Below are 13,409 nucleotides of genomic sequence, written 5' to 3' on the forward strand. Positions count from 1 at the left end.
CCCGAGCCCCCTGCATGACCAGCCAGCCGCTGGTCGGCCTGCCGACCGATCACAAACAAATCGGCGCGCATCCCTTCCTCGCGGTCGGGGAGAAGTACATCCGCGCGGTGGTCGACGGCGCCGGCGCGATGCCGGTGCTGCTGCCCACCCTGGCCCCGGCGTTGCCGCTGCGCGAGTTCCTGCGCGGCGTCGACGGCATCCTGCTGACGGGCTCGGTCAGCAACATCGAACCGCATCACTACAGCGACGAATCCAGCTACGAAGGCAACCTGCTGGATCCGCGCCGCGACGCCACCAACCTGGCGTTGATTCCGCTGGCGATGGACATGGGCGTGCCGCTGCTGGCGATCTGCCGCGGCTTCCAGGAAGTCAACGTCGCCCTGGGCGGCACCCTGTACCAGAAAGTGCACGAGCAACCGGGCTTCATGGATCACCGCGAACGCCCGGACGATCCGCTCGACGTCCAGTACGGCCCCGCGCACGACGTCGCGCTGGCGCCGGACGGCCTGCTGGCGCACTGGGCCGGTGTGGAACGGGTGAAGGTCAATTCGCTGCATGGACAGGGCGTGCGCCGGCTCGGCCGTGATCTGATCGTGGAAGCCACCGCGCCGGACGGGCTGATCGAAGCTTTCCGACACGCCGGCCCGGGTTTCCTGCTCGGCGTGCAGTGGCATCCGGAATGGCGGGTCGCCGAAAACCCGTTCTACCTGTCGATCTTCCAGGCGTTCGGAGCCGCCTGCCGGGAGCGCGCCGAACGACGCGCGCGGGAACGCCCGCCGCCCCGCGCGGCGTGAAGCGATTGCGTCCTTCCCGTTCCCCTCTCCGAACCGTATTCCCATGAGCCAGAAAAAGAACTCCCGAAAACAGACCACGCCGCAGCAGGCCGAAGAGAGCGCGCTGCGGCGCTGGCTGAAGGAACGCCGCATCACCGAGGTCGAATGCCTGGTGCCGGACATCACCGGCAACGCGCGCGGCAAGATCATTCCCGCCGACAAGTTCTCGCACGACTACGGCACCCGCCTGCCGGAAGGCATCTTCGCCACCACTGTCACCGGTGATTATCCGGACGACTATTACGAACTGACCTCGCCGTCGGACTCGGACATGATGCTGCGCCCGGATCCGGACACGGTGCGGATGGTGCCGTGGGCGGCCGATCCCACCGCGCAGATCATCCACGACTGCTACACCAAGGCCGGACAGCCGCACGAACTGGCGCCGCGCAACGTGCTGCGGCGGGTGCTGGCCGAGTACGAAAAGGCCGGCCTGCGACCGGTGGTTGCGCCGGAGCTTGAATTCTTCCTGGTGCAGAAGAACACCGACCCGGATTTCCCGCTGCTGCCGCCGGCCGGCCGCTCCGGGCGCCCGGAGACCGCGCGCCAGTCGTACTCGATCGATGCGGTCAACGAGTTCGATCCGATCCTCGACCTGATGTACGACTATTGCGAGGCGATGGAACTGGACGTGGACACGCTGATCCACGAATCCGGCGCGGCCCAGCTGGAAGTCAATTTCACCCACGCCGGGGCGATGGCGCTGGCCGACCAGGTGTTCCTGTTCAAGCGCACCATGCGCGAGGCGGCGATGCGGCACGGCGTCTACGCCACCTTCCTGGCCAAGCCGATGGAGAACGAGCCCGGCAGCGCGATGCACATCCACCAGAGCGTGGTGGACGCGAAGAAGGGCCACAACGTGTTCACCGGCAAGGATCCGGGCAAGTTCAGTCCGGTGTTCGGGCACTACCTAGCCGGCCTGCAGAAGTACGTGCCGATGGCGATGGCGTTCTTCGCGCCCAACGTCAATTCCTACCGCCGGCTGATGTTCGGCGAAGTCTCGCCCAGCAACGTGCAGTGGGGCTACGACAACCGTACCTGCGGCCTGCGCGTGCCGATGGACACTCCGGAGAACATGCGGGTCGAAAGCCGCTTCGCCGGTTCCGACGCCAATCCCTACCTGGCGATGGCCGCGACCCTGGCCTGCGGCCTGCTGGGCATCCGCGAGAAGCTCAAGCCGACCGCGCCGACCGCCGGCAGCGCCAAGGAAATCGGCTACGACCTGCCGCGTTCGCTGGGCGAGGCGTTGGACGGGTTGGAAGCGTGCAAGCCGCTGCAGGAGATGCTGGGGCCACGGTTCGTGCGGGCGTACGTGTCGGTGAAGCGCAAGGAGTACGAGACCTTCTTCCGCGTGATCAGTTCGTGGGAGCGGGAATTCCTGTTGTTGAACGTCTGAGTGTTCATGGTGCGAGATCTTTTGGGCCATCGTGGGATGGGGTGTCGGGCGCTGGCGCGCGTGGGTGGTGTCGGCCGCCGGCCATGGCGCGCTTGCCGCAGGGCGTCACTTTTCTTTGCTTGTGCAAAGAAAAGTAACCAAAAGAAAGCACTCCCCGGCCCTCGCGCCCCAGCCGCTACGCGGCCGGGGTCCGTGTCCCCGATGGGAATTTTGGGAAGGCACATCCCTGTGCCTACCCAAAACGCCGCGCGTCGTGCGCGGCGCCCTTCGGGTTTGCCCACCGGCGCCACCGCTGCGGATGGGGCCCCGGGAGCAAGGGCAAGAGCCACAGCCACGGCACATCCTGTGGCCACCCTGGGTAGGAGCGGCCTCCGGCCGCGAGCTCATAGCGACTCTGTTGTTGCCATTGCTCATGTTTTTGCCTTTCGGGCCCCCTTTAAGGCGTGGCAAGCGGGCCGGGTAAACCCGCAGGGCGGCGCACAGGACGTGCGCCGTTTTCGGCAGGGGCAGGATGCCCCTTCCGAAAATTCCCGGACCGATTGCGGACCCGGAGCGAAGCGCAGGGCACGCCGCCAGGGGTGTGTTTCTTTGCCTACTTTCTTTGCACAAGCAAAGAAAGTAGGGCCTCGCGGCGAGCGCGCCATCGGTGAGCACCGACGACACCATCACGCGCAAGCGCCCTGAGCGCTTCAGTTCGAGTCCAGCGTAGACAACAAGCCATAAAGAACGTCATCCCGGAGTCCCCATGGAACACCTCGACATCCGCACCCTCCAGAAACTCGACGCCGAACACCACCTGCATCCCTTCAACGACAACGCCGCCCTGGCCAAGAAAGGCACCCGCATCCTTACCCGCGGCGAGGGCTGTTATGTATGGGACGCCGAAGGCAACCAACTGCTCGATGCCTTCGCCGGCCTGTGGTGCGTCAACATCGGCTACGGGCGCAAGGAACTGGGCGAGGTCGCGTCGAAACAGATGACGCAACTGGCGTACTACAACAGCTTCTTCCAGTGCACCACCGAGCCGACCATCGAACTGGCGGCCAAGCTGGCCGAACTGGCGCCGGGCGACATCAACCATTCCTTCTTCGTCAATTCCGGTTCCGAGGCCAACGACACCATTCTGCGGCTGGTGCGGCACTTCTGGGCGGTGCAGGACCAGCCGCGCAAGAACATCTTCATCGGTCGCCACGACGGCTACCACGGCACCACCATGGCCGGTGCCAGCCTGGGCGGCATGAAGGGCATGCACAAGCAGGGCGGGCTGCCGATTCCGGACATCCACCACATCGATCCGCCGTTCTGGTTCGCCGACGGCGGCGAGCTGTCCGAGGACGAGTACGGTCGGGTCGCGGCGCGCCGGCTGGAAGACAAGATCCTGGAGCTGGGGCCGGAACGGGTCGCCGCCTTCATCGGCGAACCGATCATGGGCGCCATCGGCGTGTACATCCCGCCGCGCACCTACTGGCCGGAAATCGAACGCATCTGCCGCAAGTACGACGTGCTGCTGATCGCCGACGAGGTCATCTGCGGCTTCGGCCGCACGGGCGAATGGTTCGGCTCGCAATACTTCGGCTTCCAGCCGGACATCATGCCGGTGGCCAAGGGCATCACCTCCGGCTACATCCCGCTGGGCGCGGCGATGTTCAACGACCGCGTGGCGAACGTGCTCAAGGCGCAGGGCGGCGAGCTGGCGCATGGCGCCACCTATTCCGGCCATCCGGTGTGCGCGGCGGTGGCGCTGGAGAACATCCGCATCCTGCAGGAAGAAAAGATCGTCGAACGGGCCAAGAGCGAGATCGCGCCTTACCTGGCGCAGCGCTGGGCCGAGCTGGGCGAACACCGGCTGGTCGGGCAGGCGCGCATCGCCGGCCTGGTCGGGGCGCTGGAACTGGTGCCGGACAAGGGCGGGCGCGGGTTCTTCCCGGATCGCGGTTCGGTCGGGGTGATGTGCCGCGACTTCGCCCTCAAGCGCGGCCTGATCCTGCGCGCCACCTGGGATGCGATGTTGCTGTCGCCGCCGCTGGTGATCACCCGCGATCAGGTCGACGAACTGTTCGACAAGGCCTGGAAGGCGTTGGACGACACCGCCCAGGCGCTGGGCCGCTGACGGTGGGAACGCCGGCCCGTCAACGGGTTCCCAGGCGGGTGGCGGGGCGTATCATGTCCGCCATCACCTTTCTGCTTCCAGGAGAAGCCCCATGAAGTTCCGAGCATTGACGATTGCGCTGGCCGCGGCCAGTGCCCTGGCGGCCTGTGGTGGCGGCGGGGACGGGGAAAAGAAGGCGGCCAAGGCGGCCGACGAGAAGGTCGTCAACGTCTACAACTGGTCGGACTACATCGCCGAGGACACCATCCCGAACTTCGAGAAGCAGACCGGGATCAAGGTCACCTATGACGTGTTCGACAGCGACGAGATGGTCGAGACCAAGCTGCTGGCCGGTTCCAGCGGCTACGACGTGGTGGTGCCCTCGCTGAGCTTCCTCGGCCGGCAGATCCAGGCCGGCGTGTTCCTGCCGCTGGACAAGTCGAAGATCCCGAACCTGAAGAACGTCGATCCCAAGTTGCTGGAGCGCATCGCCCTGCAGGATCCGGGCAACCAGTACGCGGTGCCGTACCTGTGGGGCACCAGCGGCATCGGCTACAACGAGGACAAGGTCAAGGCCGCGTTCGGCAACACCGACGTCACCGGCAGCTGGGACCTGGTGTTCAAGCCGGAGAACCTGTCCAAGCTCAAGGACTGCGGCGTGACCGTGCTGGATACCCCGTCCGAGCTCATCCCGATCGCACTGAACTACCTGGGCGAGGATCCGCACAGCTTCGATCCCAAGGTCATCGACAAGGCCGCGGCGCTGCTGAAGGGCATCCGTCCCTACATCCGCAACTTCCATTCCTCGTCCTACATCAACGACCTGGCCAACGGCGACGTGTGCCTGGTGGTGGGCTGGTCGGGCGACGTCATCCAGGCACGCGATCGCGCCGACGAGGCGGAGAACGGCGTGCACATCGGCTACTCGATTCCGAAGGAAGGCGCGCCGCAGTGGTTCGACATGATGGCCATTCCCAAGGATGCCAAGCACGTGGACAACGCCTATGCCTTCATCAACAACATGCTGGACCCGAAGGTGGCGGCGGCCAACACCAATTTCGTGACCTATCCGAACGCGGTGCCGGCGTCCAAGCCGATGATCGAGCCGTCGATCGCCAACGATCCGACCATCTATCCGCCGGCGGAGGTCGACGCCAAGCTGTTCACCTTCGCGGTGCTGCCGCCGGAAGTGGACCGCCAGTACACCCGGATCTGGACGGAACTGAAGACGGGCAAGTAAACCGGAGCAGGGCCGCCTCGCGCGGCCCTGGTCTTTGGGGGGGATTGCCGGGGCCTCGGTCCCGGGCACGAACAGGGCATTCCCCGGAATGCCCGCAGTCAAACCGCAAGAACGCACCACTCATCACTGCCATGCCTGGCGCAACTCTGGAGAGAGCTTGATGAAACTGCGAATCCTGGCCACCGCTGTCCTCCTCTGTACCACCCTGGCCGCCTGCGGCGGCAAGCCCGATGCCGACAAGGGGGCGGCCGGCACCGCCAAGGCCGAAGGGGCCAAGGAAGTGAACGTCTACAACTGGTCGGACTACATCGCCGAGGACACCATCCCGAATTTCGAGAAACAGAGCGGGATCAAGGTCACCTACGACGTGTTCGACAGCAACGAGGTGGTCGAGACCAAGCTGCTGGCCGGCTCCAGCGGCTACGACATCGTGGTGCCGACCCTGAATTTCCTCGGCCGGCAGATCCAGGCGGGCGTGTTCATGCCGCTGGACAAGAGCAGGATTCCCAACTACGCCAACCTCGACCCGGAGCTGATGAAGCGCATCGAGCGGCAGGATCCCGGCAACCAGTACGCCATTCCGTACATGTGGGGCACCACCGGCATCGGCTACAACATCGACAAGGTCAAGGCGGCGTTCGGCAACACCGACATCGCCAACAGCCTGGATATCGTGTTCAAGCCGGAGAACGTGTCCAAGCTCAAGGACTGCGGCGTGACCCTGCTGGACACCCCGTCGGAAATCATCCCGATGGCGCTGAACTACCTGGGCGAGGATCCCAACAGCTTCGATCCCAAGGTCATCGACAAGGCCGCCGCGCTGCTGAAGTCGGTACGCCCCTACATCACCAACTTCCACTCCTCGCAGTACATCGACGCGATGGCCAACGGCGACACCTGCCTGGTGGTGGGCTGGTCCGGCGACATCATTCAGGCGCGCGATCGCGCCGAGGAAGCCGGCAACGGCATCAAGATCGCCTATGCCATCCCGAAGGAAGGCGCGCCGCAGTGGTTCGACATGCTGGCCATCCCCAAGGACGCCAAGCACGTGGACAACGCCTACGCCTTCATCAACTACCTGCTGGATCCGCAGGTGATGGCCAACAATTCCAACTTCATCCATTACCCCAACGCCATTCCCAAGGCCAAGGCGCTGATGGACAAGGCGATCGTCGAGGATCCGACCGTGTATCCGCCACCGGAAGTGGAAGCCAAGCTGTTCACCTTCGCGGTGCTCCCGCCGGAAGTGGATCGCCAGTACACCCGGATCTGGACGGAACTGAAGACCGGCAAGTAACCCATGCGAAGGGGCGGGCGACGACGCCCGCCCCGGAGCGTTTCCATTTCCAAGAAAATACCGGCGCCGCATGCACGGCGCGGTACAGGGGAACCCGATGGCGGCTGACAACCCACCTCCCGGCAACGGCAAGGACACCGCGACCGCCAAGGCCGGTGTCGATGCCTACCTGCGCATCGTCGACGTGCGCAAGGAATTCGACGGCTTCGTCGCCGTGGACGATACCAACCTGACCATCCGCAAGGGCGAAATCTTCGCCCTGCTGGGCGGTTCCGGCAGCGGCAAGTCCACCTTGCTGCGCTGCCTGGCCGGGTTCGAGAAGCCCACGGCCGGCAAGATCTACCTGGACGGGCAACTGCTCAACGACCTGCCGCCCTACGAGCGGCCGCTCAACATGATGTTCCAGTCCTACGCGCTGTTCCCGCACATGACCGTGGAGCAGAACATCGCCTTCGGCCTGAAGCAGGACGGCCTGTCCAGGGAGGCCATCAAGAAGCGGGTCGAGGAAATGCTGGCGCTGGTGCAGCTGGGCAAGCTGGCCAGACGCAAACCGCACCAGCTCTCCGGCGGCCAGCAACAGCGCGTGGCGTTGGCGCGTTCGCTGGCCAAGGGGCCGAAGCTGCTACTGCTGGATGAGCCGATGGGCGCGCTGGACAAGAAGCTGCGCTCGCAGATGCAACTGGAACTGGTCAACATCATCGAGAAATCCGGGGTGACCTGCGTGATGGTCACCCACGACCAGGAAGAGGCCATGACCATGGCCACCCGCATCGCCCTGATGGATCAGGGCTGGATCCGCCAGGTCGGCACGCCGGACGAAATCTACGAACAACCGACCAGCCGCTTCGCCGCCGAGTTCATCGGCTCGGTCAACCTGATCGATGGCGTGGTGGAGGAGGACGAGTCCGACTACGTCACCATCCGCAGCCCGCAACTGCCGGTGCCGGTCTACGTGGGCCATGGCATCTCCGGCTTCGAGGGCCAGGAAGTCTCGTTCGCCGTTCGCCCGGAGAAGCTGGGCATCGGCAAGGCGGAACCGGCGCAGGAGTACAACAAGGCCAAGGGCGTGATCGAGGACATCGCCTACTTCGGCAGCCATTCGGTCTATCACGTGCGCCTGCCGGGCGGCTACAAGTTCATGGCCAACTTCGCCAACGTGCAGCGCTGGGCCAGCGAAGGCCTGACCTGGAACGACGAGGTCTGGGTGTGGTGGGGCGACAACGACGGGGTGGTGCTGACCTCATGAAACTCCGCGACCTGATCAAGAAAGCCACGCCGGGCCCGCGCTGGGCGGTGATCTCGGTCCCTTACCTGTGGCTGTTGCTGTTCTTCGCCATTCCCTTCCTGATCGTCCTGAAGATCTCGTTCTCGCGGCTGGCCATCGCCATGCCGCCGTACACGCCGATCCTGGAATACGTGGACGAGGCGCTCTCGCTCAAGCTCAACCTGGGCAACTACGCGGCGCTGTTCACTGATTCCCAGTACATCCAGGCCTACCTGAGCTCGATCCAGATCGCGGCCATCTCGACCTTCTTCGCGCTGCTGATCGGCTATCCCATCGCCTACGTGATCGCGCGCCTGCCACCCTCCAGCCGCAACATCGCGATGATGCTGGTGGTGCTGCCGTCCTGGACCTCGTTCCTGATCCGCATCTACGCCTGGATCGGCATCCTCAAGAACAACGGCCTGCTCAACAACCTGCTGATGAAGCTGGGCATCATCAGCGAGCCCTTGCAGATCCTGTACACGCCGATGGCCGCCTACATCGGCATCGTCTACGCCTACCTGCCGTTCATGGTGCTGCCGCTTTACACCAACCTGGTCAAGCACGACCAGCGCCTGCTGGAAGCGGCCTACGATCTGGGCGCCAAGCCGTGGAAGGCGTTCTTCACCATCACCCTGCCGCTGTCGCGCGCCGGCATCATCGCCGGCTGCATGCTGGTGATGATTCCGGCGGTGGGCGAATTCGTCATCCCCGAACTGCTGGGCGGTCCGGACACGCTGATGATCGGCCGGGTGCTGTGGAACGAGTTCTTCAACAACCGTGACTGGCCGGCGGCCTCGGCGGTGGCGATCGTCATGCTGATCCTGCTGATGATCCCGATCCTGATCTTCAACCGGGTGCAGCAGCGCGAGCTGGAAGGGAGGCTGACATGAGCCGCCTGCGCCAACGCAGCCTGACCTGGCTGGTGCTGGGTTTCGGTTTCGCCTTCCTGTACCTGCCGATCCTGATCCTGATGGTGTACTCGTTCAACGAGTCGCGCCTGGCCACGGTCTGGTCGGGATTTTCGGTGAAGTGGTACGGCGAGCTGTTCCGCGATCAACAGATGCTGCAGGCGGCCTGGATCAGCCTGAAGATCGCGTTCTGGACCGCGACCGCGGCGATGGTGCTGGGCACGCTGGCGGCGCTGGTGATGACCCGGATGCGGCGCTTCCCCGGCAAGACCCTGTTCGGCGCGCTGATCACCGCGCCGCTGGTGATGCCGGAAGTGATCATCGGCCTGTCGATCCTGCTGATGCTGGTCTCGATGGGCGAACTGCTGGGCCTGCCGTCCAAGGGCGTCATCGCGATCTGGATCGCCCACGTCACCCTGACCGTCTCCTTCGTCACCGTGGTGATCTCCTCGCGCCTGTCCGAACTGGACAAGTCGCTGGAGGAGGCGGCGATGGACCTGGGCGCGAACCGGCTCAAGGTGTTCTTCCTGATCACCCTGCCGATCATCGCGCCGGCGCTGGTGTCGGGCTGGTTGCTGGCATTCACCCTGTCGCTGGACGACGTGGTGATCGCCAGCTTCGTCGCCGGCCCCAGTTCGACCACCCTGCCGATGAAGGTGTTCTCCTCCGTGCGCCTGGGCCTGAGTCCCAAGATCAACGCGCTGGCGACGCTGATGATCGCGATCGTCTCGCTCGCGGCCTTGGCCGGCTGGTGGCTGATGTACCGCGAGGAGAAGCGCCGCCAGCGCGACATGCAACTGGCGTTGCAGGAAAACGGCTGACCGGGCCCACCCGGCGCTAACGCGGCGGGCGCCAGAATGGGCACCTGCCCGAGAACCCAGAGATCGTCATGAAGGTAGACATCGTCAATCCCGCGACCGGCAAGGTCGACCGTTCCCAACCGCTGATGGACGCCGCCGCGGTCGAGGCCGTGCTGGCGGCCTCGCAGCCGGCCTTCCGTGCCTGGTCGGCGCGTCCGCTGGCCGAGCGTGGCGAACTGCTGCGCCGGGTCGGCTCGGAACTGCGCCGCCGTCGCGACGACATCCAGCGGGTGATGACCGCCGAAATGGGCAAGCTGCGCAAGGAGGCCCTGGCCGAAATCGACAAGTGCGCCGGCGCCTGCGACTACTACGCCAACCATGCGGCCGATTACCTGAGGGACGAGCCGATCAACACCGATGGCAGCCGCAGTTACGTGCGTTACGAACCGATTGGCTGCGTGTTCGCGGTGATGCCGTGGAACTTCCCGATCTGGCAGGTGTTCCGGTTCCTGGCGCCGGCGCTGATGGCGGGCAATGTCGCCGTGCTCAAGCACGCCAGCAATGTGCCGGGCTGCGCCGACGTCATCGCCGACGCGCTGCACGGCGCGGGCGTTCCGGCTGGCGTGTTCGGCGTGCTGCATATCGACAACGACCAGGCCGCCGAGGTCATCCGGGATCCGCGCGTCGCCGCGGTGACCCTGACCGGCAGCGAGCGCGCGGGCCGCTCGGTGGCGGGAAACGCCGGCCAGCAGCTCAAGAAGTGCGTGATGGAGCTGGGCGGCAGCGATGCTTTCGTGGTGCTGGAGGACGCGGACCTGGACAAGACCGTGGCCGGCGCGATTGCGTCCCGCTTCGGCAATGCGGGGCAGACCTGCATCGCCGCCAAGCGCTTCATCGTGGTCGAGGCGATCGCCGATCGCTTCGTGCAGCGCTTCAGCGAAGCGGCGGCGAAACTGCGCCTGGGCGACCCGCAGGACGACGCGACCACGCTGGCGCCGATGGCACGCCAGGATCTGCGCGACGAACTGCATCGCCAGGTGCAGGCGAGCATCGCCAGGGGTGCGAAGGCCCTGCTGGGTTGCGAGCCGGATGCCTCGCACGCCGGTTACCCCGCTTCGATCCTGGATGGAGTGAAGCCCGGCATGCCCGCCTACGAGGAAGAACTGTTCGGTCCGGTCGCCAGCATCCTGCGGGTGCGCGACGAGGCCGAAGCGGTACGGGTCGCCAACGACACCACGTTCGGCCTGGGAGGCAGCGTCTGGACCGGCAATGCCGATCGCGGCGATCGGGTGGCGCGCCAGTTGCAGGTCGGCGCGGCCTTCGTCAACGCGATCGTGCGCAGCGACGTGCGCCTGCCGTTCGGCGGCACCAAGCGTTCGGGCTTCGGGCGTGAACTGGCCGAGCACGGCATCCACGAGTTCATGAACATCAAGTCCGTCTACGTGGCCTGACGTCCACACCACCCGGCGAACGGTAGGAGCGGCCTTCGGCCGCGATCTTTCGGCGCGACATCCGCACGCGCGGTTCGTTCGCCTGGTGTGGCGGGAAAAAGCTCGCGGCCGGAGGCCGCTCCTGCCTGGCGGGTTGTTTTTCCTGTCCCGGTGGTTCCGGAAGACCTCCGGCTCCATGGCTGGAACAGATGGTTACGGGTGCCGGCATTCCGAAACCGGTGCCGCGCTGCCATCTTTCCGGCATTGCCCAGGAGGTCACCATGAACACCCCCGTCGATATCCATCCCGCCCGCGTCCTGCGCAAGGTGCGCGGTCGCGCCACCTCCGATGGCGCCGGCGTCAAGCTGACCCGCGTCATCGGCGGCCCGGACCTGCCGGATCTGGATCCGTTCCTGCTGCTGGACGAGTTCGGCACCGATCGCGCCGAGGACTACCTCGCCGGCTTCCCGGAACATCCGCATCGCGGCTTCGAGACCGTCACCTACATGCTCGACGGACGCATGCGCCATCGCGACAACCAAGGCAACGAGGGCCTGCTGACGCCGGGCTCGGTGCAGTGGATGACCGCCGGTCGCGGCCTGGTGCATTCGGAAATGCCGGAGCAGGAATCCGGGCGCATGCGCGGTTTCCAACTGTGGGTGAACCTGCCGGCGCGCGAGAAGATGACCGCGCCGAAGTACCAGGAATTCGCGCCAGAACGCATCCCGACCGCCTCGCCCGGACCGGGCGTGGGCATCAAGGTGATCGCCGGCCGGGTCGGCGACGTGGAAGGTCCGATCTCGCAACCGGCCACCGATCCGGTCTATCTCGACATCGCGCTCGACGCCGGCAAGGCGTGGGACTACGTACTGCCCGAAGGCCACAACGCGTTCGTGTATGCGTTCGAGGGCGCGCTGACGGTGGGCGAGGGCGAGGATGCGCGCGCACTGGAAACCCATGAGATGGGCGTGCTCGGCGGTGGCAGTGGACTCAGCCTGCGCGCCGGCAACCAGCCGGCCCGCGCCATCCTGGTGGCCGGGCGTCCGCTGCGCGAACCGGTGGTGCGGCATGGCCCGTTCGTGATGAACAGCAAGCAGGAAATCATGCAGGCCTTCGTCGACTTCCAGGAAGGACGGTTCTGATCAACCTGCCCCCTTGTAGGAGCGACGTCAGTCGCGACCGTCTTCTCGACCGTGCGAGGATTGCGCGTCGCGAGTCCTTGAATATCTGCGTACACCGAGAAGGATACGGTCGCGACTGACGTCGCTCCTACAGGTGAGGCAGGTAAGGGACAAGAAAAAAGCCGGGCAATGCCCGGCTTTTTTCGTGCCGGATACGGCGAAATCAGTCCTTGCCAATCGCCTTGTAGATCACGCCGCCGAGCAGGCCGCCGAGGATCGGCGCCAGCCAGAACAGCCACAACTGGCTGATAGCGGTCGGGCCGGCAAACAGCGCCACGCCGGTGGAGCGGGCCGGATTCACCGAGGTGTTGGTGACCGGAATGCTGATCAGGTGGATCAGGGTCAGGGCCAGGCCGATCGCGATCGGCGCGAAACCCGCCGGGGCGCGGCCATGGGTGGAACCCATGATGACGATCAGGAAGAACGCGGTCAGCACCACTTCGGTCAGGAACGCCGCCGCCACCGAATAACCGCCCGGCGACATCGCGCCATAGCCGTTGCTGGCGAACGCGCCGGCTGCATTCGGATCAATCGCGAACCCGCTGGCGCCGCCGGCGATCTGGAGCAGGATGAATCCGGCCGCGATGCCGCCCAGCACCTGGGCCACGATATAGGGCACCAGCTCCTTGATCGAAAAGCGGCCACCGGCCCACAGGCCGAAACTCACCGCCGGATTGAAATGGCCGCCGGAGATGTGGCCGAACGCATAGGCGCCGGTCAGCACGGTCAGGCCGAAGGCCAGCGCCACGCCGAGGAATCCGATGCCGAGTGGATTGGCGTCACCGCCGAACTTGGCCGCCAGCACGGCGCTTCCGCAACCGCCCAGCACCAGCCAGAAAGTACCCAGGAACTCCGCCGCGAGTTTCTTTCCAAGACTCATCTGTAATCCCCCAAGGAATGGATGGAACCGTCGTCCGACGGGCCGCACGCGCACGAGGATCGCGCGGGTGCGGCACCAGTATGCCTTG

The 13,409-nt window shown here is 65.5% G+C and carries 11 protein-coding genes; 10 read left to right on the forward strand and 1 reads right to left on the reverse strand.

Features of this window, described 5'->3' with window-relative positions; genetic code table 11:
- Positions 1-14 precede the first annotated feature (14 nt).
- From ACTJI2_RS00495 to ACTJI2_RS00540, 10 genes are all read left to right on the forward strand, one after another.
- Positions 15-794 carry a gamma-glutamyl-gamma-aminobutyrate hydrolase family protein gene (locus tag ACTJI2_RS00495; RefSeq protein WP_440840731.1) on the forward strand — a complete coding sequence of 260 codons (780 nt, stop codon included), beginning with the start codon at positions 15-17 and terminating at the stop codon, positions 792-794.
- Positions 795-837: 43 nt separating this feature from the next.
- Entirely contained in the window at positions 838-2,229 is a 1,392-nt protein-coding gene (locus ACTJI2_RS00500; RefSeq protein WP_192199428.1) for a glutamine synthetase family protein, read from the forward strand.
- Between the two features lie 745 nt (positions 2,230-2,974).
- Positions 2,975-4,339 (forward strand): aspartate aminotransferase family protein, encoded by a 1,365-nt coding sequence (locus ACTJI2_RS00505; RefSeq protein ID WP_183637845.1) that lies wholly within the window; start codon positions 2,975-2,977, stop codon positions 4,337-4,339.
- Positions 4,340-4,430: 91 nt separating this feature from the next.
- A complete protein-coding gene (locus ACTJI2_RS00510) occupies positions 4,431-5,558 on the forward strand; it encodes a polyamine ABC transporter substrate-binding protein (protein WP_183637843.1) in 1,128 nt (375 codons plus the stop codon).
- Between the two features lie 160 nt (positions 5,559-5,718).
- Positions 5,719-6,855: a polyamine ABC transporter substrate-binding protein gene (locus ACTJI2_RS00515; RefSeq protein WP_192199431.1), complete on the forward strand. Its 1,137-nt coding sequence runs from the start codon at positions 5,719-5,721 to the stop codon at positions 6,853-6,855.
- Positions 6,856-6,952: 97 nt separating this feature from the next.
- The gene (locus ACTJI2_RS00520; RefSeq protein WP_183637837.1) at positions 6,953-8,101 is read left to right on the forward strand and encodes an ABC transporter ATP-binding protein; all 1,149 of its coding nucleotides are present in this window, start codon (positions 6,953-6,955) and stop codon (positions 8,099-8,101) included.
- Entirely contained in the window at positions 8,098-9,012 is a 915-nt protein-coding gene (locus tag ACTJI2_RS00525; protein ID WP_183637834.1) for an ABC transporter permease subunit, read from the forward strand. Before ACTJI2_RS00520 ends, ACTJI2_RS00525 begins: the two co-directional genes overlap by 4 nt.
- The gene (locus ACTJI2_RS00530) at positions 9,009-9,851 is read left to right on the forward strand and encodes an ABC transporter permease subunit (RefSeq protein WP_183637831.1); all 843 of its coding nucleotides are present in this window, start codon (positions 9,009-9,011) and stop codon (positions 9,849-9,851) included. Before ACTJI2_RS00525 ends, ACTJI2_RS00530 begins: the two co-directional genes overlap by 4 nt.
- Before the next feature lie 68 nt (positions 9,852-9,919).
- On the forward strand, positions 9,920-11,281 hold the full coding sequence (locus tag ACTJI2_RS00535) for an NAD-dependent succinate-semialdehyde dehydrogenase (protein WP_440840732.1): 1,362 nt from the start codon (positions 9,920-9,922) through the stop codon (positions 11,279-11,281).
- A 260-nt stretch (positions 11,282-11,541) separates the two neighbouring features.
- Positions 11,542-12,402, forward strand: coding sequence for a pirin family protein (locus ACTJI2_RS00540; protein ID WP_440840733.1), 861 nt, complete (start codon positions 11,542-11,544; stop codon positions 12,400-12,402).
- Positions 12,403-12,604: 202 nt separating this feature from the next.
- Here the strand turns inward: ACTJI2_RS00540 and aqpZ are convergent, their stop codons facing one another.
- Positions 12,605-13,321: an aquaporin Z gene (aqpZ, locus tag ACTJI2_RS00545; RefSeq protein WP_183637822.1), complete on the reverse strand. Its 717-nt coding sequence runs from the start codon at positions 13,319-13,321 to the stop codon at positions 12,605-12,607.
- Positions 13,322-13,409: the final 88 nt, after the last annotated feature.

Source organism: Pseudoxanthomonas sp. 22568, from assembly GCF_052044485.1.
GTDB classification, from domain to species: domain Bacteria; phylum Pseudomonadota; class Gammaproteobacteria; order Xanthomonadales; family Xanthomonadaceae; genus Pseudoxanthomonas_A; species Pseudoxanthomonas_A beigongshangi.

Excerpts from the sequence above, each read along its gene's own strand:
- ACTJI2_RS00510 (WP_183637843.1), top strand. The coding sequence starts at position 4,431 with ATGAAGTTCCGAGCATTGACGATTGCGCTGGCCGCGGCCAGTGCCCTG.
- ACTJI2_RS00505 (WP_183637845.1), top strand. The coding sequence starts at position 2,975 with ATGGAACACCTCGACATCCGCACCCTCCAGAAACTCGACGCCGAACAC.
- ACTJI2_RS00535 (WP_440840732.1), top strand. The coding sequence starts at position 9,920 with ATGAAGGTAGACATCGTCAATCCCGCGACCGGCAAGGTCGACCGTTCC.
- ACTJI2_RS00515 (WP_192199431.1), top strand. The coding sequence starts at position 5,719 with ATGAAACTGCGAATCCTGGCCACCGCTGTCCTCCTCTGTACCACCCTG.
- ACTJI2_RS00530 (WP_183637831.1), top strand. The coding sequence starts at position 9,009 with ATGAGCCGCCTGCGCCAACGCAGCCTGACCTGGCTGGTGCTGGGTTTC.
- ACTJI2_RS00500 (WP_192199428.1), top strand. The coding sequence starts at position 838 with ATGAGCCAGAAAAAGAACTCCCGAAAACAGACCACGCCGCAGCAGGCC.
- ACTJI2_RS00525 (WP_183637834.1), top strand. The coding sequence starts at position 8,098 with ATGAAACTCCGCGACCTGATCAAGAAAGCCACGCCGGGCCCGCGCTGG.
- ACTJI2_RS00495 (WP_440840731.1), top strand. The coding sequence starts at position 15 with ATGACCAGCCAGCCGCTGGTCGGCCTGCCGACCGATCACAAACAAATC.
- aqpZ (WP_183637822.1), bottom strand. The coding sequence starts at position 13,321 with ATGAGTCTTGGAAAGAAACTCGCGGCGGAGTTCCTGGGTACTTTCTGG.
- ACTJI2_RS00520 (WP_183637837.1), top strand. The coding sequence starts at position 6,953 with ATGGCGGCTGACAACCCACCTCCCGGCAACGGCAAGGACACCGCGACC.
- ACTJI2_RS00540 (WP_440840733.1), top strand. The coding sequence starts at position 11,542 with ATGAACACCCCCGTCGATATCCATCCCGCCCGCGTCCTGCGCAAGGTG.